General features: G+C 54.0%; 25 protein-coding genes. 2 read left to right on the forward strand and 23 right to left on the reverse strand.

Annotated elements, in window-relative coordinates; genetic code table 11:
- Positions 1–87: 87 nt before the first annotated feature.
- Both RO22_RS13480 and RO22_RS13485 read right to left on the reverse strand, forming a co-directional pair.
- The gene (locus tag RO22_RS13480; RefSeq protein ID WP_022523227.1) at positions 88–672 is read right to left on the reverse strand and encodes a YceI family protein; all 585 of its coding nucleotides are present in this window, start codon (positions 670–672) and stop codon (positions 88–90) included.
- Between the two features lie 108 nt (positions 673–780).
- Positions 781–1,338 carry a cytochrome b gene (locus tag RO22_RS13485; RefSeq protein WP_022523226.1) on the reverse strand — a complete coding sequence of 186 codons (558 nt, stop codon included), beginning with the start codon at positions 1,336–1,338 and terminating at the stop codon, positions 781–783.
- Between the two features lie 353 nt (positions 1,339–1,691).
- Between RO22_RS13485 and RO22_RS13490 the strand changes: the two genes are divergently transcribed.
- Positions 1,692–1,970, forward strand: a complete 279-nt coding sequence (locus RO22_RS13490) for a hypothetical protein (RefSeq protein WP_041158507.1) — start codon at positions 1,692–1,694, stop codon at positions 1,968–1,970.
- Positions 1,971–2,083: 113 nt separating this feature from the next.
- On the opposite strand, the gene RO22_RS13495 is transcribed toward RO22_RS13490, so the two are convergent.
- The 15 genes from RO22_RS13495 to leuC form a co-directional block, all read right to left on the reverse strand.
- Positions 2,084–3,295, reverse strand: coding sequence for an O-succinylhomoserine sulfhydrylase (locus RO22_RS13495; RefSeq protein ID WP_041158508.1), 1,212 nt, complete (start codon positions 3,293–3,295; stop codon positions 2,084–2,086).
- Positions 3,296–3,307: 12 nt separating this feature from the next.
- Positions 3,308–4,828 carry an amidophosphoribosyltransferase gene (purF, locus tag RO22_RS13500; RefSeq protein WP_009286952.1) on the reverse strand — a complete coding sequence of 507 codons (1,521 nt, stop codon included), beginning with the start codon at positions 4,826–4,828 and terminating at the stop codon, positions 3,308–3,310.
- A gap of 87 nt (positions 4,829–4,915) precedes the next feature.
- A complete protein-coding gene (locus RO22_RS13505) occupies positions 4,916–5,491 on the reverse strand; it encodes a CvpA family protein (RefSeq protein WP_009286953.1) in 576 nt (191 codons plus the stop codon).
- Between the two features lie 3 nt (positions 5,492–5,494).
- Positions 5,495–6,217 (reverse strand): SPOR domain-containing protein, encoded by a 723-nt coding sequence (locus tag RO22_RS13510; RefSeq protein WP_041158509.1) that lies wholly within the window; start codon positions 6,215–6,217, stop codon positions 5,495–5,497.
- Positions 6,204–7,562: a bifunctional tetrahydrofolate synthase/dihydrofolate synthase gene (gene folC, locus RO22_RS13515; RefSeq protein ID WP_235270508.1), complete on the reverse strand. Its 1,359-nt coding sequence runs from the start codon at positions 7,560–7,562 to the stop codon at positions 6,204–6,206. The genes RO22_RS13510 and folC overlap by 14 nt, the downstream gene beginning before the upstream one ends.
- Positions 7,540–8,559, reverse strand: coding sequence for an acetyl-CoA carboxylase, carboxyltransferase subunit beta (gene accD, locus RO22_RS13520; RefSeq protein ID WP_041158510.1), 1,020 nt, complete (start codon positions 8,557–8,559; stop codon positions 7,540–7,542). The genes folC and accD overlap by 23 nt, the downstream gene beginning before the upstream one ends.
- A 94-nt stretch (positions 8,560–8,653) precedes the next feature.
- On the reverse strand, positions 8,654–9,457 hold the full coding sequence (trpA, locus tag RO22_RS13525; RefSeq protein ID WP_009286954.1) for a tryptophan synthase subunit alpha: 804 nt from the start codon (positions 9,455–9,457) through the stop codon (positions 8,654–8,656).
- Positions 9,458–9,481: 24 nt separating this feature from the next.
- Positions 9,482–10,669, reverse strand: coding sequence for a tryptophan synthase subunit beta (gene trpB / locus RO22_RS13530; protein ID WP_171051224.1), 1,188 nt, complete (start codon positions 10,667–10,669; stop codon positions 9,482–9,484).
- 190 nt (positions 10,670–10,859) lie between these two features.
- Positions 10,860–11,498 (reverse strand): phosphoribosylanthranilate isomerase, encoded by a 639-nt coding sequence (locus RO22_RS13535; protein WP_041158511.1) that lies wholly within the window; start codon positions 11,496–11,498, stop codon positions 10,860–10,862.
- Positions 11,495–12,433 (reverse strand): tRNA pseudouridine(38-40) synthase TruA, encoded by a 939-nt coding sequence (truA, locus tag RO22_RS13540; RefSeq protein WP_022523217.1) that lies wholly within the window; start codon positions 12,431–12,433, stop codon positions 11,495–11,497. Before truA ends, RO22_RS13535 begins: the two co-directional genes overlap by 4 nt.
- Positions 12,434–12,442: 9 nt before the next feature.
- Positions 12,443–14,263: a FimV family protein gene (locus RO22_RS13545; RefSeq protein ID WP_041158512.1), complete on the reverse strand. Its 1,821-nt coding sequence runs from the start codon at positions 14,261–14,263 to the stop codon at positions 12,443–12,445.
- A gap of 178 nt (positions 14,264–14,441) precedes the next feature.
- Positions 14,442–15,554 (reverse strand): aspartate-semialdehyde dehydrogenase, encoded by a 1,113-nt coding sequence (asd, locus tag RO22_RS13550; RefSeq protein ID WP_022523215.1) that lies wholly within the window; start codon positions 15,552–15,554, stop codon positions 14,442–14,444.
- 134 nt (positions 15,555–15,688) lie between these two features.
- A complete protein-coding gene (gene leuB, locus RO22_RS13555) occupies positions 15,689–16,768 on the reverse strand; it encodes a 3-isopropylmalate dehydrogenase (protein WP_041158513.1) in 1,080 nt (359 codons plus the stop codon).
- A gap of 99 nt (positions 16,769–16,867) precedes the next feature.
- On the reverse strand, positions 16,868–17,515 hold the full coding sequence (gene leuD / locus RO22_RS13560) for a 3-isopropylmalate dehydratase small subunit (protein ID WP_041158514.1): 648 nt from the start codon (positions 17,513–17,515) through the stop codon (positions 16,868–16,870).
- A 3-nt stretch (positions 17,516–17,518) separates the two neighbouring features.
- The gene (gene leuC, locus RO22_RS13565; RefSeq protein ID WP_009286959.1) at positions 17,519–18,970 is read right to left on the reverse strand and encodes a 3-isopropylmalate dehydratase large subunit; all 1,452 of its coding nucleotides are present in this window, start codon (positions 18,968–18,970) and stop codon (positions 17,519–17,521) included.
- A gap of 158 nt (positions 18,971–19,128) precedes the next feature.
- Between leuC and RO22_RS13570 the strand changes: the two genes are divergently transcribed.
- Complete coding sequence (locus RO22_RS13570; RefSeq protein WP_027957487.1) at positions 19,129–20,031, forward strand: LysR family transcriptional regulator; 903 nt, start codon at positions 19,129–19,131, stop codon at positions 20,029–20,031.
- A 110-nt stretch (positions 20,032–20,141) separates the two neighbouring features.
- Here the strand turns inward: RO22_RS13570 and RO22_RS13575 are convergent, their stop codons facing one another.
- The 6 genes from RO22_RS13575 to RO22_RS13600 all read right to left on the reverse strand — a co-directional run bounded on the left by RO22_RS13575 (position 20,142) and on the right by RO22_RS13600 (position 23,816).
- Complete coding sequence (locus tag RO22_RS13575; protein WP_041158515.1) at positions 20,142–20,687, reverse strand: macro domain-containing protein; 546 nt, start codon at positions 20,685–20,687, stop codon at positions 20,142–20,144.
- A gap of 158 nt (positions 20,688–20,845) precedes the next feature.
- Positions 20,846–21,268, reverse strand: coding sequence for a GFA family protein (locus RO22_RS13580; RefSeq protein ID WP_041158516.1), 423 nt, complete (start codon positions 21,266–21,268; stop codon positions 20,846–20,848).
- A 338-nt stretch (positions 21,269–21,606) separates the two neighbouring features.
- Positions 21,607–21,981, reverse strand: coding sequence for a VOC family protein (locus RO22_RS13585; RefSeq protein WP_041158517.1), 375 nt, complete (start codon positions 21,979–21,981; stop codon positions 21,607–21,609).
- A gap of 106 nt (positions 21,982–22,087) precedes the next feature.
- A complete protein-coding gene (locus RO22_RS13590; protein WP_041158518.1) occupies positions 22,088–22,465 on the reverse strand; it encodes a hypothetical protein in 378 nt (125 codons plus the stop codon).
- Positions 22,466–22,589: 124 nt separating this feature from the next.
- Positions 22,590–23,186: a GNAT family N-acetyltransferase gene (locus RO22_RS13595; protein WP_041158519.1), complete on the reverse strand. Its 597-nt coding sequence runs from the start codon at positions 23,184–23,186 to the stop codon at positions 22,590–22,592.
- 156 nt (positions 23,187–23,342) lie between these two features.
- Positions 23,343–23,816: a GNAT family N-acetyltransferase gene (locus tag RO22_RS13600; RefSeq protein WP_041158520.1), complete on the reverse strand. Its 474-nt coding sequence runs from the start codon at positions 23,814–23,816 to the stop codon at positions 23,343–23,345.
- Positions 23,817–23,918: the final 102 nt, after the last annotated feature.

The raw sequence follows: 23,918 nt of genomic DNA on the forward strand, positions 1-23,918 counted from the left end.
TGCCAAGCCAACTCTCCTTTTATTCGCCTTAAACGCAAAAACGCCACCACCCCTAGCGGAGTGATGGCGCTTAACTAAAAGTACTCTTTACTGACGAATACCTTCAAACGTGACGTACAGCTCAAGCTCATGCATGGATTCTGGAAAATCGCTCATGTCGATTCCGTAATCACTCAACGTCAGCGTAGTGCTGCCTTCGAAACCAGCGCGGTAGTTACCCCAAGGGTCATCACCCTCACCCATCAGTGTAACCGGCATTTCAATCTCTTGGGTTTCGCCATGCAGGGTCAGATCACCAGTCAAGACGCCTTCATTTTCACCCGTTGATTCAAAGCCTGTGGAGCTAAATGTGGCGGTAGGGAACTCACCGGCATTAAGGAAATCTTCGCTCAAGATATGGCGATCACGCTCGGCGTGATTGCTGGTCAGGCTATCAACCTGCACTTCGATTTCAGCAGAAGACGCGTCGAGATCTTCAGGATCATAGGCAAACTGACCATCGAACTCTTCAAAGCTGCCGAGAATGTAGGAGAAGCCCAGATGTGAAATTTTAAACTGGACAAAAGCGTGCTGACCTTCGGTATCAATCTGATAATCAGCTGCCTGCGCTTGGCTCAAAGGTACCAGCGCTACAGCGGCGATCGCGGATGCAAATGCTGTCTTCTTGAACATATTGAATTGCTCCTTGCTTTACTTAATAGGCACCGCGGGCAGTCAATTATCTTACCCGCAGTGTTTAGAAAAACGTGTATACAGACAACGTCATTAACTTGGTGCGTTTTAATTGCCAGCTTGGCTATGCGCTGGGTTTAACATGCGTACCAAGGTTTTATGCCGACCTAACCAATGGTGCTTAACAGCAGCAAGGGCGTGGCCCGCTGCCAGGATCATCAACGCCAGGGCGCTGTACCAGTGTACGGTGCCCGCCTGGCTTGCCTGATTGGGCAAGTCATATAGCAACGCCGGCACCTCAAACCAACCAAACACACTAATACCACGTCCATCAGCAGTAGAAATTAAATAACCGCTCACCATAACGACTATTAGAAGCACATAGAGCGCAATATGACCGAGATGGGCAGCAATAGTTTCTAATCGACTCCCCTCGGCGTAGGGCGTCGGCTGTACGAAGCGCCATACCAAACGCGCAAAGGTAGCAAACAATAGCAAGATGCCAATCGAGCGGTGTACCCACGGCCCCTGATTATACCAAGGGTCATAATAGCCCAGGTCAGTCATCCACCAGCCCAGTGCAAACAGACCAATAATGGCCAGCGCGCTTAGCCAATGAAACAGAATACTAATCAATCCCCAACCGTTGCGACTGTTACGCCACATTGTGCTATTCCTCATTTTATCTATGGCTGCTTCAACTTAGCCAACGCGCTTATCAGATCTTGGATTACGCTATTCGTCCACGCCCAGAACCTTACCGCTAGAAGCTAATAAAAACCGCTGAAAAAAGCAGGATATTTCATTCGTAAAAACCATTGAATAACCAGGTAACAATTTTTACGCAGTTCGTCTTTCTAAAAAGACAAAGCCAATCCATTCTATAAAATCGAACAAAAAAAGCAAATATAACCAATTTTATAATTTTGTTTGCACGCTTACTATTAATGCATGTCCTAAAGGACATCCAGCAATGACCGAAAAACGGTACATAAACTTTCTATTAGAGAGCGCCAATCATGAAAAAAATGACCCTTATCACCGCTATTGCCATGACATTGTCTTCTACTGCCGTTCTAGCTGAACTGGGATCTGGCGAGCTTAACCAGATTATTCAGCCTAGCTCTTCAGCGAATTACAGCACTGACAGCGTGCACCTGACACCAGCTGATTTGCCTTTGGTCAACGGCGATGCAAAGAACAACACCGTTGTTGCTCCGAGCTCTCACATCAATCACTCTTCCAGCAATGAAGATCAGGTTGCGCTGTCAGACCTGCCTCACCGCAACGCTTCTTGAAACAAATAAGGGGGCTTTGTTTGCACAGCATATGACCCATTAGGTTTCAAAAGTACGAAAAACCCACCTTCAAAGGTGGGTTTTCGTGACTGTGTAGGATTGCTTAACATCAATTAGCCAGCCAGAACATCCAAGCCACGAGCAAGATCGCGCTGGATATCCTGCTGACTCTCAAGCCCTACCGCCACGCGGATCAGCCCTGGCGCAATACCCGCCGCTTCTTTCTGAGCATCAGACAAACGCCCATGGGTAGTGGTGGCCGGATGAGTAATAGTGGATTTAACGTCACCCAAATTCCCTGTTATCGAAAGCATTCGGGTTGCATCGATCACCTGCCACGCACCCTCTTGTCCTCCTTTCACTTCAAAACCCAGCACCGCGCCAAACCCTTTCTGCTGCTGTTTAGCCAAATCGTGCTGAGGATGATTCTCCAGGCCGCTATAAAACACATGCTTAACCGCCGAGTGGGCATCCAGCCAACGCGCCAGGGTCAAGGCGTTTTCACAGTGAGCTTTCATACGCAGCGACAGGGTTTCCAGGCCCTTGGTAAAAATCCACGCGTTGAAGGGGCTCAAGCAAGGCCCGCAGGTGCGCACCACGCCGAACACTTCCTCAAGCAGCGCATGACTACCTACCACGGCACCACCAACTGCACGGCCTTGGCCGTCCAAATACTTGGTCGCTGAGTGAATAACCAAGTCAGCACCTAACGCCAAGGGCTGCTGAAGTGCCGGGGTAAGGAAGCAGTTATCTATCGCCAGTAGCGCATCGTGACGTTTTGCCAACGCAGACAGGGCCGAAATATCGGCAATTTCTGACAGTGGATTTGAGGGCGTTTCGGCAAACAGTAGCCGCGTTTTGGGAGTAATCGCCGCTTCCCAGGCAGCAACGCTGGAAAGTTCCACATAGCGCGTGGTAATACCCAGCTTACCTAGATACTTATCGAACAGACTAACCGTCGAGCCAAATAGCGACCGGGAGGCCACAATCTCGTCCCCTGCGGAAAGCAGTGCCAGCGCAGTGGAGAGAATAGCGGACATACCCGAGCTGGTGGCCACACAACGCTCGCCACCTTCAAGGGCCGCCAGGCGGCGCTCAAAGGTATGCACTGTCGGGTTGGTAAAGCGCGAGTAGACGTTGCCCGGCTCCTGCCCACCAAATTTACGCGCCGCTTCTGCAGCGCTTTCGTAGACAAAGCTTGAGGTCGGAAAAATAGGCTCCGAGTGTTCTTGCTCGAAGGTGCGCTGATGGCCCGCACGGATAGCCAGCGTCTCTAATGACCACTCATCCTGGTGACCGTCTTCCTGATGATTATCATCATGCATAAGACTTCTCTCCTAATCGTCCAGGTCATCGTCCTGATTGTGCATATCGACCAGGGCATGATCACCGGCACTTTGATCCTTGGCGGAATCATTACGGCTAGCTTCCAAGGCGGCCAGGTAGGCGTCGTCGATATCACCAGTCACGTAATTGCCGTCAAACACCGAGCAATCAAACTCTTCCATTTCCGGGTTCACTTCGCGGCAGGCCGCTTTTAGATCCTCTAGGTTTTGATAGAAGATACGGTCAGCGCCAATCAAATCCCCTACTTCCTCTTCGCTGCGGCCATGAGCAATCAGCTCAGACGCTGCAGGCATATCGATGCCATACACGTTGGGGAAACGTACCGGGGGCGCCGCCGAGGCAAAATAGACCTTGCGTGCCCCGGCATCGCGGGCCATTTGAATGATCTGCTTACAGGTCGTGCCGCGCACAATGGAGTCGTCCACCAACAAAACGTTTTTGCCTTTAAACTCAACGTCTATCGCATTGAGCTTTTGGCGTACCGATTTTTTACGCTGAGTTTGCCCCGGCATAATAAAGGTACGGCCAATATAGCGGTTCTTCATGAACCCTTCGCGGTAGGTCACCCCGAGGTGCTGCGCCATTTCAAGGGCGGAGGTACGCGACGTATCAGGGATCGGGATGACCACGTCGATATCGTGATCCGGCCACTCGTTGAGAATGCGATCCCCCAGCTTGCGACCCATCTGCATACGGGTGCCGTAAACATAGGCGCCGTCCAACAGTGAATCGGGACGCGCTAGATAAACGTGCTCAAAGATACACGAACGTAGCTCGGGGCGGTCAGCACATACCTGGGTGTGAATATTGCCTTCGATGTCGACAAAGATGGCTTCACCAGGCGATAGGTCACGCTCCAGTTCAAAACCGCCCACATCCAAGGCGACGGATTCGGAGGCGATCATCACCGCCTGCCCGTTCTCCTCTTCGCGGGTACCAAACACCACGGGGCGAATACCGAAGGGGTCACGAAATGCCACCATGCCAAAGCCATTAATAATCGCGACAGCGGCATAACCACCCTTGCAGCGACGGTGAACACGACGCACGGCGTCGAAGATATCTTCCGCTTCCAGGTGCAAACCCTGCTTGCCCAGCTCGTGAGCGAAGACGTTAAGCAGCACTTCAGAATCGGAGCTGGTGTTGATGTGACGCAGATCGGTAGAGAACAGCTCCTGCTTCAACTGCTCAGAGTTGGTCAGGTTACCGTTATGCGCCAGCGCAATGCCGTAAGGAGAGTTAACATAGAACGGCTGTGACTCAGCTTCACTTGAAGAGCCTGCCGTCGGGTAACGCACGTGACCAATGCCTAGGTTACCTTTTAGGCGGGCCATATGACGGGTGTGAAATACATCACGTACCAAGCCGTTACTCTTGCGCAGTAGGAAGCGTCCCTCGCTCCATGTCATCATGCCGGCAGCGTCCTGGCCACGATGCTGAAGTACGGTCAGGGCATCGTAGATTCCCTGATTTACCGCCTGCTTGCCCAGAAGGCCCACTATACCGCACATTCACGTTACCTCGCTTAATGCCATGGCTTACCTAAGTCACATACCTAAGAAAGCCCGAACGTTCGTAGAATCGACTTCAGTAGCAGGTCAATCACCTGCCGGGATAACCTCACGCTCCGTCGCACTAGGCAGACGCAGTTCAGGTAGAGAGATGTCGCGCAGCGACGATGGCGCCTCAGGCAGCTCACGATCCCACTGATCTAACTGGCTCACCGCCCAATCGCGCAGTTGAATAAAGGTCGGTCGCAGCTCGGCTTGTTGCCACGCCTGCAGTTCCGCCAGCGGTGTGAGGGTAATCAGCACGGTAGCAATAAGCAAAATAACCGCCCCACGAGCAACACCAAAAGCGGCCCCCGCCACACGGTTCAAAAGCCCCATGCCTACCCACTCAATCGCCGCATGCACCAAGCGAATGACTATGCCGCAAAGCAAAATAACGGCAAAGATCACCAGTATAAAAGCGAGCACTAGGCGGGCATCAAAGCTATCGATAAACCCGCTCATCAGTTCGGCCACCGGTTCGGCGAGGACTCGGGCAACCATTAAGGCAACGACCCAGGCGGCCAACCCCAATGCCTCGCGAACAAATCCCCGGACGAATCCGGCTAGCATTGATAGCGCCAGCACGGCCAAGAACACCGCATCAATCCAGGTTAATGCCATCGTTTAGTCTCTTACCCGAACAAGCAGGCCCTGCACATTGGCCCGCTCTTTAATCGAGGACATGGCAGACTCCCCCTCCTCAGAAGTGGCATAAGGGCCCACAAAGACGGTGGTCATATTGTTATCGCGCTCACGCTGATAAACAGTAAACCCTTCACCCGAAAGCTGCTCGCTAAGGCGCTGCGCATTACCGGGCTCACCAAAGCTGCCGACTTGCACCGCCCACTCTCCCTGAGCACTTGCTGAGGGGGTGGATGAGCTAGATGAGGAGCTTTGCGATGAACGTTGTGAAGAGCCCTGTGAAGAACCTTCACTGCTGTTTTGACCGCTGCCACTATTGCTGGCAATCAGGTCAGCAATAGGGTCGCTATCGGAGGTCTCCGGCTCTTCATCCGGTTGACTGGATCCCGCCGCCTCGGGACTCGAGGGCGACTGATTAGCAGCAGTAATTTGATCGGTTTCCGGCAACCTCGGATCGACGTCAATAGGCATATCGCCCTCTTCATTACGGGCCGCTGACGATAGAGACGGCTCGCCGATGGTTGAAGGCCTTTCCGGTGCAGGAACGTCACGGCGCTCCACTTCAACGGGCTGCTCGATCACAAAGTTCGGCTGGGGACGTTCTTCCCTTGGTGCGGGGTCGCTCATTAGCCACGGCACAAAGATCGCCAGTAGCGCGAGCAGAATCACAATACCGCTAATGCGTTCCGTTTTACCGTATTTCATTTCCGTCTCCATCAAGCGACGCAGCGCCTGTTGGCAGTGGCCGAGCTAACAGTGCCGCTACTGTAAAGAACGACCCGGTGGCCAAGACACGATCATTGGGCGTTAACATGTTAGCGAGCCAATCGACGCCTGCTTGCGGCGAATCAGCACTAAAATGCACCCGCCCTCCCTGAGCTATAATACGTTGCGACAACTCGCTTGCCTGGCAACCTCGCTCTCCGCTCAACGACACGCACACCCAATCACTAATGCGAGACGCTAACGTCTGTATGACACCGTCAATATCCTTATCATTCAACATGCCAATAAGGCCCCACTGCCGACCACCTTCCGGAGGTTGCGGCAAATGGCGAACGACATACTCGGCAGCATGAGGATTATGACCTACATCCAGGCACCAAGGCCCAATCCATTGCAGCCGCCCCGGCAACTGCACAGAACTCAACGCAGCTTGCACGCGCGCCGCTTCCAACCCAAGCCCTGCAAGCACAAGCGCCTGCAAAGCAGTGGCGGCGTTATCGATAGGCAGCCCCGGCTCGGGAAGCTCGTCAATAACAATGCGTTGACCATCCGGATGCTGCCCCTGCCAGCGCCATTGCGAAGGCTCAGAAGCCATCGTCTGATGGGCAAATTGCTGGCCCAAACAAAACATAGGCGCCGCCAGCACCTGAGCACATTCAGCGACACTGGAAGGTAACGTTTGGCTACCTAGCACGGCGGGACGATTGGCACGAAAAATACCGGCTTTTTCACGCCCAATCTGGGCTAAATCGGTGCCTAAAAAGTTAGCGTGATCCTGAGCAATAGTGGTAACAATGGCCACATCCGCATCAATAATATTGACTGCATCAAGGCGACCACCCAGCCCCACTTCTAGCACCGCAAGATCAAGCTTTGCATTGGCCAAGCACCACAGTCCGCACAGTGTCCCCGCTTCAAAATAGGTCAGGCTGATTTCACTGCCCTCCAATCGTGCCTGCTCAACCCGCTCAAAGCCTTGCACCAGCAGTTGGTCGTCGGCTTCCTGATCATCGATTTTAACGCGTTCGTTGTAGCGCAATAAATGGGGAGAAGTGTAGGTACCCACTCGCCAACCATGGGCACGGGCAACGCTATCAATCATGGCAAGGGTTGAGCCCTTGCCGTTGGTGCCTGCTACCGTAATAACGCGGGGGGCGATGGGGCTTGAAAGCAGCCCCATCCGTTTAGCCACCTGCGAGACCCGCTCCAGGCCCATATCAATCCCTACCGGATGCAGCGTTTCCAAATGCTGGAGCCACTGTTGCAAAGAGTAGAGCGGCAAAGAAGGTGTCTGCAGAGAGTCAGGCATTGCGCGAATGGTCATCACTCTTAACGAAAGTGGTGTCCTTCTTAGGCGCCTCAACTTTCTCGAACGTTACGTCAGCGGTTTCCGCCAAGCTATCTTCCTCAACGATAGGCTCAACGACCTCAGCATCATCAGGATTGGTCGAACTCACCGGCGTTGCGTCGTGGTGGGTTAACTTACGCAGCACACTACCCACGCGGGCACGCATTTCATGACGATGAACGATCATGTCGACGGTACCGTGCTCAAGCAGAAACTCGCTGCGCTGGAACCCTTCTGGCAAGGTTTCACGCACCGTTTGCTCGATGACCCTGGGGCCTGCAAAACCAATCAAGGCATTGGGTTCGGCAATATTCAAGTCACCCAACATGGCTAGTGAGGCTGAAACACCGCCAAAGACGGGATCCGTAAGCACAGAAATATACGGCACACCCGCTTGTTTGAGCTTTTCAAGCGCGGCGGATGTTTTAGCCATCTGCATCAACGAGAAGAGCGCTTCCTGCATACGTGCCCCACCGGAGGCGGCAAAGCACACCAGCGGGATGTTCTCTTCCAGCGCCACGGTAGCGGCGCGAACAAATTTCTCGCCGACCACTGCCCCCATTGAGCCGCCCATAAAGGTGAACTCAAAGGCAACGGCAACGACCGGAAGACCATCCAACTCACCGCGCATAGCGACCAGCGCATCTTTCTCGCCAGTATCTTTTTGCGCCGCAGTCAGGCGGTCTTTGTATTTTTTAGAGTCGCGAAACTTCAACCGATCATTGGGTTCGATTTCCGCCGCGATCTCTTCGCGTTCTGCTTTATCCAAGAACCAGTCCAAGCGTTTGCGTGCCGTCAAGCGCAGGTGGTGATCGCACTTGGGACAGACGCTGTTATGTTTCTCTAGCTCAGGGAGGTAGAGAACCGCTTCGCACTTGGGACATTTACGCCAGAGGCCGTCGGGCACGCTAGCGCGACGGTCTTTACGCTGGATGCGACCCATGGAGGGTACGATCTTGTCTAACCAGCTCATATCAAAAAGGCTTCCGTTATACGTCAACGCCTGGCAGAACCAGGCTCGATGAGTGTCGTGAATCTATTCAGTATAGGCGATAAAGCAATTCGCTTTAGGCATCCATCGCCGTACGCATCTCTGCTAATACACTTTTCAACTGGCCCGCAATGGTTTCCGGCGCATCGACACTTTCAGCGATGCGGTTAACCAAAGCGCTACCTACAATCACACCATCGGCGACTTTAGCTACTTCAGCGGCCGTCACGCCATCGCGGATACCGAAACCAACACATAGCGGTAAATCGGTCATCCCCCGCAGCGGCGCCAAGTGCTCGGCCACATCGTCTGCGTTCAGGGTGGCGGCACCGGTCACGCCTTTCAGCGAAACGTAGTAGAGGTAGCCCTCGCCATGGGCGCATATTGTAGCGGCACGCTGGTTAGAAGTGGTAGGCGCAACCAAAAAAATCGCCGCTAAATCTCGCGATTTCAGCAGCGGCCCAATCTCTTCGGCCTCTTCAGGCGGCATATCCACTATCAGCACACCATCAACGCCCACGCTGGCAGCTTGATCGGCAAAGTTTTCGTAGCCAATTCGCTCAATCGGATTCAAGTAGCCCATCAACACAACCGGTGTGGTGGTATCGGTTTGGCGGAACTCTTTGACCATCTGCATAAGGTCAACCAGCCGCGTGCCCTGCTTTAACGCACGCTCACAGGCTTTTTGAATGACCGGGCCATCCGCCATGGGGTCGGAAAAAGGCACGCCTAGCTCAATCACATCGGCACCTGCTTCCACCAGAGCATGCATAAAACCAACGGTGTACTGAGGTGCTGGATCACCTGCGGTGATGTAAGGGATCAGGGCCTTGCGGCCCTGCTGCTTAAGTTCACTGAAACGCTGATCAATACGGTTCATGCTCGCCCTTAAAAAAAGCTGACCTTAAAATTCGATGCCATCAATCTTAGCAACGGTCATGATGTCTTTGTCGCCACGCCCGGAGAGGTTGACCACGATATGCTGGTCAGGACGCATGGTAGGCGCCAACACCTTGGCATGGGCCAGCGCATGGGCCGACTCAAGGGCCGGCATAATGCCTTCCATGTGGGTCAGTTCGCGAAACGCTTCGAGCACTTCTTTATCGTTAGCGGCCACATAGGAGACCCGACCCACGTCTTTCCAAAGCGCGTGTTCGGGGCCTACGCCAGGATAATCCAGGCCAGCTGAAATGGAGTGCGTATCCGACACCTGCCCGGCTTCATCTGACATTAAGTAGGTGCGATTGCCGTGGAGCACGCCACGCGGCGCATTGGATGCCAGCGGCGCCGCGTGGCGGCCGGTTTCGACGCCATCGCCACCGGCCTCCACGCCATACATGGCCACATCGTCATCTTCCACAAAGGGGTAGAACAGACCCAAAGCATTAGAGCCACCGCCCACGCAGGCAATCAGCGCATCGGGAAGACGGCCGATCTGCTCCAGCGACTGGCGGCGCGCTTCACGCCCCACCACCGCGTTGAAATCGCGCACCAGCAGCGGATAAGGGTGCGGGCCCGCCACGGTACCGATGATATAGAAGGTGTTGTCAACGTTGGTGACCCAGTCACGCAGCGCTTCGTTCATGGCGTCTTTGAGGGTGCGGGTACCGGACTCTACCGGAATGACCCGAGCGCCCAGTAGGCGCATACGGTAAACGTTAAGCTTTTGGCGCTGTACGTCTTCAGCCCCCATATACACGTCGCACTCAAGCCCTAGGCGAGCAGCAACGGTCGCCGAGGCAACGCCATGCTGGCCCGCCCCGGTTTCAGCGATAATGCGTGGTTTGCCGGTTTTTTTGGCCAGCAGTGCCTGACCAATGGTGTTGTTTACCTTGTGAGCGCCGGTATGATTCAGATCTTCCCGTTTCAACCAAATCTGTGCGCCCCCAAGACTCGCCGACCAGCGTTTGGCGTGGTAGAGCGGCGATGGACGTCCCACATAGTGGGCAAGATCGTAGTCAAACTCGGCCTGAAAGTCGGGGTCATCACGCAGGCTTAAGTACGTTTTCTCCAACTCTTCCAACGCAAAGCTCAGGGTTTCTGACACAAACCGACCGCCGTAAGGGCCAAAATGACCACGGGCATCCGGCATTCGGGTCAGATCGCTGAACTTGGTTTTTGGTGTAGGCGTCGCAGAAACAGTCACAGGGATACCTCACAAGATCGCCAGAGCAGGCAAACAATAAATGAATCGACGTAAACACGTAGCTCGATAAAATACCCATAAGCAATACGCATAAATTACACAAAAACTAGGCTTACATAAACTTATGCGGGGAACGCTAGTGGGTGTCGGCTAACGCCACATGACGCACGAAAGACGCCATTTTGTCAGCATCTTTACAGCCGTGAGAGGCTTCAATACCACCGGACACATCCACTGCATAAGGCGCTACCTGACGCACAGCGTCAGCAATGTTATCAGCACTCAGCCCACCGGCGAGGATAACAGGTTTTGCAAGATTTGCGGGAATTCTAGACCAATCAAAGGTCTCCCCCGTGCCTCCCGGCGTCCCCGGTCGATATGCGTCTAGCAGCAGCGCCTGAGCATGATGATAGCGCTCGGCCTCATGGGTAAGATCTATCTCATCGCGCATGCGTAGCGCTTTCATCCAGGGTAGCGAAAAGCGCTGGCACTCATCGGGAGTTTCATTACCATGAAACTGAAGCATATCGAGATAGGGCAAGCACTGCTCAATGAGCTCAGCAGGCTGGTCGACAAACAGCCCCACGCGGGTCACAAAGGCAGGCACACGGGCAGAGAGCGCCACCAGTTGTTCGACATTCACGCTGCGCGCACTTTTTGGCCACATAACGAAACCCAAGGCATCCACGCCCAGCGCCACGGCGAGGTCAATATCCTCATCACGCGTAAAACCACAGAACTTTATTCGGGTGCGGATTTGCGGAGAAGCACTCATGACGACGCCTCCTGTTTAGGGGTAGCTGCCGGGTTACACAACGAGCGATTGCGTCGATAGGCCACCCGTGGCGTATCAGGAAGCTCGCGCTCTCCCGTCCACTCTCCAGTAAATGAGAGCAGATGCGGCCCCAACGGCTCTTTAGGCAGATCAAAGCGCTCATCGTAGACCGAATCGACAAAATGCAGCCCGCAGGCGGGTGCTGTCACATCCCCTTTGCGACGGTTTTTAAGCGCTAAAAGTTCACCAATATAAGCTTCATCCTGGGCACCGCGTCCGACGCTCACCAGCGCCCCGGCAATGTTGCGAATCATGTGGTGTAAGAACGCGTTGCCTTGAATATCGATCATCACCAACTGGCCGTAGCGCTTTACGTCCACAAAGTGCATATGTCGCCAGGGGGTTTTGGACTGACACCCAGCGGCCCGGAAGCTGGAAAAATCGTGCTCGCCTACCAGCGCCTGGGCAGCCCGGTGCATGGCATCGGCGTCTAACGGGTCACGGCACCAGGTCACATTGGCCCGCTCCAATACCGGGCGGCTGATCTGGTTCAGCAGCACGTAGCGGTAGCGGCGCCCCAGGGCGCATAGGCGTGAATGAAAGTCATCGCCCACTGGCTTCACCCAGCGTACAGCAACGTCGCGGGGCAAATGAGTATTAGCGCCAAAGATCCAGGCTTTTTCGGAGCGCCCTACCGGCGGGTCAAAATGGACGATCTGACGGGTCGCATGCACCCCCGAATCGGTGCGCCCACTGGCATTCACCCGGATAGGCTCATTGGCCACCTTGGACAGCGCATCCTCTAACGATGCCTGAACCGATGCAGCATGGTTTAAGCGCTGAAAACCGCAGTAGCGGGTACCATCGTACTCGATACCCATTGCCAAGCGGCCGGTAAGCGGAATTTTTTCATCGAAGTGATAGAACAGCGTCATCAAGCCACATCATTTTGAAGATTTTGAAGGATCGCTATTATCCAGGCCTCGCGGCTTGAATGCTACCTCTTCAATTTCCCACTCCTCTTCAACTGGCCTACGTGGCTGTTTCGCGGGAGGCACCGGTGCGGCATGCGACTCACTGAAGAACTCCACCGTGGGCTGCATTGGGGTCTCGGTGCGCTGACCATCATGGGTGGGCGAAGCGCTGTTTAAGATCGGCGGGTGGTAATCGATAAAGCGATGGTCTGGGTCCTCAGCTGTTTCAGAAGGCTTGTCGGTTTGCTGCACATGAGCATTAGCAGCCGCAGGCTTAGAGGCAGGCATACCGGCACGGATAGAAGCTAGCAGTTGGCTCATGGGCATAGGACTCGGCGGCGGTGCTAAAGAGACATTTTGAGAACGGTCAGCGGAAACAGCGTGTAGCTTCAGCCTCCGCTGACGCCCCTGCTCAGCGAGTCCCGATGCCTGACTTTTTTCATAGCGAAGGGGGTCGTCTTGCGATGGCGTCTGCCCTTGATCGTCGACCAGCCACTGATCAGTATCTAATGTCGGCGCGGCGTTAGTGGCAAGAGCATCGTTCTCAGCCTTGGGGTCTACGCGAGGCGAAGCCGCTGGCTTAACCACGGGTTCAGCCAGCGGAATGTCTTCCCAGGTCTCCTCTCGGCGCTTACGTAACCATGCCAACAGCGCTAGCAGCAGTGTGATGGCGGCCAAAGCCAACGTCCACTGGTAGCGCTCAATTAAGCCAGCCACACCCGGGCTCTTCGTCTCATCCATGCTAGCAATGAGTGGCGCTGAAGGTGGCTCTTGAGCAGCCAACGTATCGCTTAGCGCCTGCGTTAGGGAGGCAACCTCACCACGCAGCTCATCAAGCTCAGCGCGCATCAACTCACGCTCTTCACGAACCTGCTGTAATGTCGCTTGGCTTAGGTGCAGTTGCTCGGTCAGCTCCGAACGCGTTATTGCTTCAGGCTCGTCGACTTCCTCTTCAACCCCAGCTTGGTCGGCGGCTATGGAGGTAGCAGAAACAGACGTGGCGGCTTCAACCTTCGGTAGCGCCACTGTTTGCAATGAGCCAGGGCGGCGTTGCTGCCAGGCTTCATTCATCGCTTTGATAGCAGCATCGGCATCACCGTGAGAGCGCGCCAGAATGCGTTCAGAATTAGGCACCCGAAGCGTTTGCTCTGCACGCATGTCATTTATATTGCCCGATGGAAAGACCTCAGAGTTGGCCTCCAGCAGCGCCAGCATCATCTGCTGTACGCTCACCTCGTCAGGTTTAATACGCTCGGCAACGCTCCATAGGGTATCGCCGCTCCCCACATAGGCACTCGATGGCGGCGTCGAACTGGGCTGAGCAAGCGGAGACGTGACGGCACTGCTTACTGCTGACGAGCTGGGGACAGCATTTTGAGCAAGCGCTTGATTCTGAGCATAGCCTTGGGGATCAAACAGTAGTGTTATGTCGCGAAACTGCTGCCCGTCTGGCAACTCCACCGTTAACAGCAAATCAAGCCAGGGCTCCTGCATCGTTTTATCAGAGCTTAAGCGTACCTGTCGGCGCCCCTGCTGCTCTTGAATCTGGACGCGCACGCTGGCCGCTAATGGCGTCCATTCAAGGCCTGCTGAGGCAAAGGCTGGAGGCTCGGCAACGCTGATATGAATCTCGTCGAGGGCGTAATCACTGCTTTCGAGCAGAGGGATCGAAGCATCTAAAGGCGCATCCAGATATGAGCTGACACTCGCCTGCCCAAAACCAACGGCCAGCGCAATCGGACTTACTGCACTCAACGAGAGCCATGCAATCCATGTCAGTGATTTTTTCATGAATGTTCCCTGATCACCTACTTACTTTTAACGACTGATACCAAATAATTTTACTAAGTCTTTTTTGTCATAACTTAACGAAATAACGGTGTTATTCCCACTATCAAGATGACTAGCCGAAAAAAACGGGAAGCTGCGAACAGCTTCCCGTTTTCGACTGGCGTACAACAATAAACAATTACTGTTCGCGAAGAATCTTCAACATACGCTTCAGCGGCTCTGCGGCGCCCCACAGCAACTGGTCACCCACGCTAAATGCTGAGAGGTATTCGCCGCCCATTTGCAGTTTACGCAGGCGCCCAACCGGCACTTGCAGCGTGCCAGTGGCAGCCGCAGGCGTTAGACCAGCAATGGTGGCATCTTTGTCATTAGGAATCAGCTTGACCCACTCATTGTGCTTGGCGATGCGATCTTCGATCTCATCAAGCGGCACATCGTGCTTCAGCTTGATAGTGAACGCCTGGCTGTGCGAACGCATCGCGCCGATACGCACACACAGGCCATCAATGGGGATCGGGTTGTTGTCGAGCCCGAGAATCTTATTGGTCTCAACGCTGCCCTTCCACTCTTCGCGGCTCTGGCCGTTATCTAGCTTGGTATCGATCCACGGCAGCAAGCTACCTGCCAGCGGTGCGGCAAAGTTATCGGTCGGGAAGTCACCGCTGCGCATGGCAGCCGTTACTTTGCGGTCGATATCCAGAATCGCGCTTGACGGATCTTTTAGCTCTTCGCCGACGCTGTCGCGCAGTTGGCCCATTTGGTTGAGCAGCTCACGCATGTGCTTAGCGCCCGAACCAGAAGCCGCCTGGTAGGTCATGGAGGTCATCCACTCGACCATATCGGCTTCAAACAGACCGCCCAAGCCCATCAGCATTAGGCTCACGGTACAGTTGCCGCCCACAAAGGTTTTAGCGCCCTTGGCTAGCTGGTCGTCGATAACCTTGCGGTTGACTGGATCCAGCACGATCGTCGCTTCATCTTCCATGCGCAGGGTACTGGCGGCGTCAATCCAGTAGCCCTTCCAACCTGCGCTGCGAAGATCTTTATAAACTGGCTTGGTGTAGTCACCGCCCTGGCAGGTGACAACAACATCCAACGCTTTGAGCGCTTCGATATCAAAGGCATCTTTCAGCGGAGGTACGTCGACACCGATGTCGGGGCCGGGCTGGCCTACCTGGGAGGTGGTGAAGAACACCGGCTCGATGCCGTTGAAGTCACCATCTTCCTGCATGCGCTGCATCAGCACTGAGCCCACCATGCCACGCCATCCCACGAAACCGACTTTCAACATATGAAGTCCTCCTGCAAAGAATGAGTACTCACATTATACACACTTCTTTACGGTGATTTTGAAGCCGCACTGAACAACGGCTCAATGATAATGGCTGAGTAAATAAGGGCGCCGGGGTAGCCCGACGACTTTACTCACTGCTTAGCAAACGCCGCTAACACCGCATCGCCCATGGCATCAGTGCCGATGGTCTGCATACCTTCAGAGGCGATATCCGCAGTGCGCAGACCGTCATCCAGCACGCTGCCGACGGCGGCTTCAATACGCTCCGCCATGGCATTTTCACCCAACGAATAACGCAGCATCATGGCTACCGAAAGCATCATGGCCAGTGGGTTAGCTACATTCTGGCCGGCAATATCCGGCGCGCTACCGTGGCATGGCTCGTACATGCCCTGCCCGCTTTCGTTTAGCGAAGCAGAAGGCAGCATACCGATGGAGCCGGTCAGCATAGCGGCAGCGTCAGAGAGAATGTCGCCAAACATATTGCCAGTCACCACCACGTCAAACTGCTTGGGTGCGCGCACCAGCTGCATGGCGGCGTTATCGACGTACATATGGGAAAGCTCAACGTCCGGGTATTCCGGCGCTAAACGCTCCATCACTTCACGCCACAAGATGGTCACTTCCAGCACGTTAGCTTTATCTACTGAGCAAAGTTTCTTGCCACGCTTCTGGGCCATTTCAAAGGCGACGCGGCCAATGCGCTCAATTTCGCTTTCAGAATAAATATAGGTGTTAAAACCGACCCGCTCGCCATTTCGTACTTCAATGCCACGGGGCTGGCCGAAGTAAATGCCGCCGGTGAGTTCGCGGACGATCATAATATCCAGTCCGGCCACCAATTCAGGCTTCAGGCTAGAGGCGCTGGCCAACTGCGGGTAGAGCATTGCCGGCCGCAGGTTGCCGAACAATCCCAGGTTTTTGCGCAGCCCCAGCAGGCCTTTTTCAGGACGCTTGGAGAGGTCTTCAATTTTGTCCCACTTGGGGCCGCCTACCGCACCCAGCAAAATAGCGCTGGCCGCTTTGGCTTTTTCCAGAGTCTCCGCGGGCAGCGGCTCACCATGGACATCAAACGCAGAGCCGCCCACCAAACCCTCTTCTACTTCAATATCCAGGCCCGCTTCTTGGCAAGCTTTCAACAAGCGAGCTGCTTGAGCAGCAATCTCGGGGCCAATACCGTCACCCGGCAGCAGTAATACCTTATGAGTCATGCTGATTCCTTAACATGTTATCGAGCGACTTTGGCCGCTTTGCGCATTGCAATGGGGTTGCAACGCGCTATCAAACTTACTGTGAAAACTGGAAAGCGTTTAGGCAGACTGCCGGAACAACCAGGGGCGCGCAGCTTTATGCTTCTGTTCAAAAGCACGAATGGCGTCTTCGTCTTTTAGCGTCAGACCAATATCGTCCAGCCCTTCCAGCAGGCAGTGCTTGCGGAACTCATCCACTTCAAACTCTAGAATTTCGCCGCTCGGGGTAATGACCCGCTGGTTCTCCAAGTCCACATCTAACTGGTAGCCTTCATTGGCTTCCACCTCGGCAAACAGGCGATCTATCACATCTTCTGGGAAGGTAATCAGCAAAATGCCGTTCTTGAACGAGTTATTGTAGAAAATATCGGCAAAGCTAGGCGCAATCACTACCTTGAAACCGAAATCTTCCAGCGCCCAAGGCGCGTGCTCACGAGAGCTGCCGCAGCCAAAGTTGCGCCGAGCAAGCAGCACTTCCGCGCCTTTGAAGCGCGGCTGATTCAAGACAAAATCAGGGTTCAGCGGGCGCTGTGAGCAGTCTTGCCCCGGCTGGCCTTCATCCAAGTAACGCAGTTCGTCAAACAGGTTAACGCCAAAGCCGGTGCGCTTGATCGACTTCAAAAACTGCTTCGGGATAATCAAGTCGGTGTCGACGTTGGCGCGGTCAAGGGGTGCTACCACGCCTTCAAAACGTTCAAATTTTTTCATGGTTTAGGCCTCCTGAGCGTGAGTGGCGTCGTTGGCGGGCAAGCTGCGAACATCAACAAAGTGACCGGCAATCGCCGCTGCCGCTGCCATGGCCGGGCTGACCAAGTGCGTGCGGCCACCGTAACCCTGGCGCCCTTCAAAGTTTCGGTTAGAAGTAGAGGCGCAGTGTTCACCGGCACCCAGCTTATCCGCGTTCATGGCCAAACACATGGAGCAGCCCGGCTCGCGCCACTCAAAGCCTGCTTCAATAAAGATCTTATCCAAACCTTCCGCTTCAGCTTGGCGCTTCACCAAGCCAGAACCCGGCACCACCATGGCCAGCTTGATGGAATCAGCCACTTTCTTACCTTTGGCGACTTTGGCGGCTTCGCGTAAATCTTCAATACGCGAGTTGGTGCAGGAGCCGATAAAGATTTTATCCAGCTTGATATCAGTGATTTTCTGATTGGCGTGAAGGCCCATGTACTCTAAGGCACGAGTGTGGCTGCGCTGCACGGTTTCATCCAGCGCAGCGCTGGGATCGGGCACTTGGCCGGAAATACCGGTGACCATTTCCGGGCTGGTGCCCCAGCTCACCTGTGGCTCGATCTCTTCAGCCTGCAAAGTAACCACTTTATCGAACTGCGCATCGTCGTCAGACACCAGATTGCGCCAGTCCGCCACGGCGGCTTCCCACTGCTCTGCCGTGGGCGCGAAAGGACGCTTGGCAAGGTAATCAATCGTGGTGTCGTCAACGGCGATCAAACCAACCCGTGCGCCCGCTTCAATAGCCATGTTGCACACGGTCATGCGCCCTTCCATAGAAAGCGAAGCGATCGCGCTACCGGCAAATTCAATGGCATAACCAGTGCCGCCAGCGGTACCGATCTTGCCGATAATCGCCAGCACCACATCTTTTGCTGTTACGCCCAGGCCCAGCTCGCCTTCTACGCGGACCTGCATATTCTTCATTTTCTGCGCCAGCAAGCACTGGGTCGCCATGACGTGCTCGACTTCCGAGGTACCAATACCGTGGGCCAAAGCGCCAAAGGCACCGTGGGTCGCGGTGTGGGAGTCGCCACACACCACGGTCATTCCTGGCAGCGTTGCGCCCTGTTCGGGACCCACTACGTGCACGATGCCCTGGCGCGGGTCGTTGATTTTGAACTCTTCGATGCCGTACTCAAGGCAGTTGTCGTCCAGGGTTTGCACCTGAATCAGCGACACCGGGTCTTTAATACCGCTGTTGCCCTCGGCGCGCTCTTTAATGGTCGTCGGCACGTTATGGTCGGGCGTGGCCAAGTTGGCATCCAAACGCCACGGCTTACGATTAGCTAAACGCAGGCCTTCAAACGCTTGAGGCGAAGTCACCTCGTGAAGCAGCTGGCGGTCGATATAGATCAAGGCAGTACCGTCGTCGCGCTGCTTGACCAAGTGCTGGTTCCAGAGTTTGTCGTAAAGGGTTTGACCTGACATATGGCTCTCCTGGGCAGTGCCCTGCTAGTTCGGTATGGCAGCCTCTTCGTGCTGCTTATATGGCGATAGCACGAGTGTTACGCGACTCGCGCATAAAAGCAATTCATGTTATTCATAGATTAGATTCCAAACAGGAATGCTTAATCAAGGATTCGTAAGTGGATACCCAAAGCCTACAAGCCTTTCTGGCTGTCGCCGATACGCAAAGTTTCTCTCGCGCAGCGGAGCAGCTTTATCTTACCCAGCCCGCCGTTAGCAAACGCATCGCTACCTTGGAGTCTCAGGTAGGTGCACGGCTGTTTGACCGCATTGGTCGGCGTATTGCGCTAACCGAAGCCGGTAATGTCTTACTGCCCCAAGCGAGGCGCATCCTGTTTACCGTTGAGGACAGCCGCCGGGCACTAGCCAACCTGTCTGGCCAAGTGGGCGGCAAGCTTACCCTGGCCACCAGCCACCATATTGGCCTGCACCGCTTACCACCACTATTAAAGCAGTACACTCAGCGCCATCCGGAAGTCGAACTCGACCTGCACTTTCTGGATTCTGAGCAGGCTTACCAGGGGGTGCTGGATGGCACTCTGGAAATGGCGGTGGTGACTCTCGCCCCCCACCCTCATGAACAACTGCAGGTCGTAGAGCTTTGGCGTGATCGGCTCTGTTTTACCTGTGCGATTGACCACCCACTTGCCAACCAAGACCCGGCACCTCAAAGCCTCCGGTCATTGGCCGACCTGTGTGAATTCAACTGTGTAATGCCGGGGGCGAAGACCTTTACAGGGTCACTTATTGCGAAACGTTTTAACGAAGCTGGACTTCAATTGCCTGTAAGCATGGCGACCAACTATTTAGAAACGCTAAAAATGATGTGCAGCGTAGGATTAGGCTGGAGCCTGCTGCCGGAAAAGATGATCGACAGCGAACTGGTAGAGCTAAAGGTAGACACCCCGCCTATTTACCGACCGCTGGGCTATTTGGTGCATACCAATCGAACGCTTTCTAATGCAGCGCGCCGAATGATTGAGGAACTGGAGAATACGCGGCGTGATAGTGCTATAAAATAGGCTCAAGTGCACCCGCGGCAGCGCAGCAGTGCTAAAGCTGCCCCCTAAGCAGAAGCTGCACCTCCACTCAGCTCTCATGCATGCGTCATGCTAAACAATTGGCGCTACAGCTAGTCTACTGGATCAATGGTTAAGCGTTGAGTCAGAGCTTGGTGGAGGGTATGCCGAGCTGCTTCGTCGTACAGCACAAAGCGGATCAGGCGCACTTTATGCAAGCTGGGCAGTATGGCTTCGAGGGTAGCCGCACACACCTGAGCGGCTTCTTCCACCGGGTAGCCGAAAGCGCCGGTAGACAGTGCCGGGAAAGCAAGCCGCTCAATACCGTGCTCGTCGGCCAGTTTCAGCGCATTGCGGTAACAGTCCGCCAGCAGTTGATCCTCCGGCTTGTCGACGCCGTATACCGGGCCCAGGCAGTGAATCACCCAGCGGTTGGGCAGATTATGACCGCCGGTGAGTACCGCTTGGCCCGGGTTGATGGGCGCCATTGACTGCCCCTCTTCGGCCAGGCCGGGCCCAGCAGCGCGATGAAGCGCCCCGGCAACGCCCCCACCGGTTCTCAATTGTGCATTGGCGGCATTGACCACGGCATCTACATCGGGTTGTTGAGCGATATCGCCCACCACGCACTGCACGCTGATTCTGCTCTTGTCGCTCATAAGCTCCTCCGACTATTACCAGGCATTACGTAGCGGCCGCTGATGAAGGCTCTCCTTGCCAAGTGCTGCCGGTTATAACCCTCATTTTGGCAAACCCAAGCTCCAGTTCAAGCCAGCATTAGTAAGAGAGCGGAATTGGCGCACCATGAACTGAGCTTCTACTGCTCCCCAAATTGGGCAAACACTTCTTCCCCGGTCAGCTGCTTGGTTTTTTCTGCGAGTGAATAGTAAGTGGGCTTTTGGTCGATAAATATCTGTTCGCTTATTTTCCAATCATCCGCGCCATCAAGAAGCCCAACGGGAAGCGCGTAATGCCCACCCTGCTTTAAGCGATAGAAGAGGTGGGTGCCACACTGTTGGCAGAACCCACGCTCAGCCCATTCTGAGGAACTGAAGGTAGTTATATGCTCCGAGCCGTTAAAATCCACATCACCGGCAAACTCCACCGCAAACAGCGGCCCCCCACCCCACTTTCTGCACATCGAGCAGTGACAAACGCCGACATGGTTGCTTTTGGTGGTAACGGTGACGCTGACAATCCCGCAAAGACAAGCCCCATGAAGCTCTGTGTTGGTTACCATGTGTCTCTCCTTCAGTTCTGATCGTGTTTAACCGTCAAAAGCCAAAATAGCTACAAGGTTTCTTAGCAACACCCACCAAGATAGCTCAAAATTAGACTCTCCATTTAAGGTATGGGCGCGGCAGATAGTTTGTTGGATCGATGGTTAAACGTTGAACCAGGGCTTGGTGGAGGGGATATCGGCCCGCTTCGATGCCCAGAGCCCTGCCAGCGCAGAAATCGTTCTGTACATCCACGGTGATCGTCGCATCCTGTGAGCAAATTTTTCCGCACTACATATAATCACCTCCTTTTAGCTTGTCGGCGTTGCAACATCGTTACTAAATAGTGCTGCAGGTATCAACCTCCCAACGGACGATCTTGACCGAACATGATTCGGTGCCCCTCTGGCGTTGCCACACCAAACTCACGCAGTCCCCAAGGCTTATCAGCTATTGCCTGGAAAATCTCAGCGCCACTCTGCTGATAATCACGATATATCTCGTCTATGCCCTCACAGTTTACATATGCGAAGTACGAGTGCTCATGCGTATCACGGGCAGGAAGTTCGTCCGGGCAGTACCCCAACATAACGTGAAAGCTACCAAGGCTAAGGAACGACCAGCCATCTACACGGAAACGGACAGAAAATCCGAGTTTGTCGAGAAAGTAACTCTCGGTCTTCTCAAGATCGTTAACCGCCAGCACATGTTGGGTTGCTTTTACCTCAAACACTTACGACTCCTTTTACCCATATGGATACTTATAATGCCAAGCACTGCGGCGCGAGTTTAGAAGCGTTCGGAGGCTGTAAGCCATGTGCTGCTTCGTTTTGTTATGATCAAAAGGTAGTATCCGCAACGGCATACATTTTCCATCCATCGGCCGTCTTGGTGAAAGCATAGAACCCATGAACACTCTCAATTTTCGAACCATCTTTTTTGCATCTGACAGCAGAGGCAACTGCATGAGCTTCACTATCATTGACAGCTGTCACCTCAAACTTCCAGTCGACAGAATGATCCCAACCCTTTTCTTTTTTAAGGCTTTTGGGATCTATCGGATAGGAATCACACATTGTCACCGAGCCATTTTTAATATATGCGATTGGATATTTGACCATTTTATCGATCAGCGTTACGTCGTTGCTCTTAAACCCAGCAACATAGTATTCCATGTAAGTTTTATGCACTTCAGACCGTAACTCTTCGAACGACATACCACCTCCTCAACACGTACCATAACACCTGAATAAACGGATCCAGTCATGCTTGTATGGCGTTTAAGCATGCATATAGCGACACTACAAAGCCTTGATCGACTAAGCCACGACGCTTTCCTCACTACGCACGGGGTCGGCTCAACAGATAGTCGAGATGCGCACGCACCTCTGGCCATTCGCCCTTGTGCAGGCTATACATCACCGTATCGCGAATAGTACCGTCTCGGCGCAACACGTTGCCACGGATCACGCCGTCCTTTTTCGCGCCTAGTCGCTCAATTGCACGCTGACTGGCAAAATTGAAGTTGTCAGTACGCCAGCCGACTACATTACATCCCAGCGTCTCGAAAGCGTGTGTCAATAGCAGCAGCTTGCAAGTGGTGTTGACATGCGTGTGCTGCACTCGCTTGGCGTACCACGTGTAGCCAATTTCCACTCTTTTTACGTCAGGCAAAATATCATGGTAACTCGTAGAGCCAAGCACCGTACCACTGGCCTCAGCAATGACGGTAAAGGCAAAGCGGTGGCCTTCCTCTCGGGCTTTCAAAGCAGTATCAATATAGCGGTGCGTCTCGTCAGGCGCTGGTACCGATGTAATGCGCAGGTTCCATAGCTCCCCATCCGCTGCGGCAGCGCGCAGACCGGCTTCGTGGTTGAGTGTAAGCGGCACGATTTTTACGCCGCGCGCAGAGAGGGTGACGGGTTCAATAAAGGCCATATGTGTACTCAAATATCTTCTGTAGGCGGTCAAGGGAGAAGCTGAACGATGAGCGTAAACAGCTTGATTTAAAGCAGCCAGGTCGCATTGACGTTTTTATTAACCAAAGAGGCCAAGCATTGGGAGGCCTTAAAGAATCCTCGTCTGCTTGTAGGATTACAGCTTGAGTTTCATTCCTTCGTGAGACGCTACAAAGCCAAAGCCCTCATAAAAGCGTAATGCATCCGGCCTCAACTTGTCAGTTGTGAGCTGAACCAGAACACACCCTCTTTCTTTAGCGCGATTTATGGCCCACTCAAACATAGCGCGACCAATTCCAGATGACCGGATTTCCTTGGATACGCGAACGCCCTCTATCAGAGCTCGCCATCCCCCCTGGTAGGTTAGATATGGAATGAAGGTAATTTGAAGCACGCCCACAATATGATGACCTGTAACTGCAACTACCAACTCATTGTTAGGATCAGCATCGATAGCTTCGAAGGCCATATGATAGGAACGAGACAGAGGAGTTGAAGGATCTTCACGCTTTAGACCAAGGCTATCATCGGCGAGCATCTGAACGATAGCTTGCAGATCTTGGCGGGTGGCCACGCGAAACGAAACGCTTTTCTCTAGAGTCTCGCACATCTCAATTCCTCCTTTTAATGGCTAAAGCTGAGTGTAAGGACAGCCTGCAATGTGCAGTTTTTTGTGCACAGTTAGGAGTGCAGCGGCCACACAAAAAATGTG

It is taken from the genome of Halomonas sp. KHS3, assembly GCF_000830495.1.
Classification (GTDB): Bacteria; Pseudomonadota; Gammaproteobacteria; order Pseudomonadales; family Halomonadaceae; genus Vreelandella; species Vreelandella titanicae.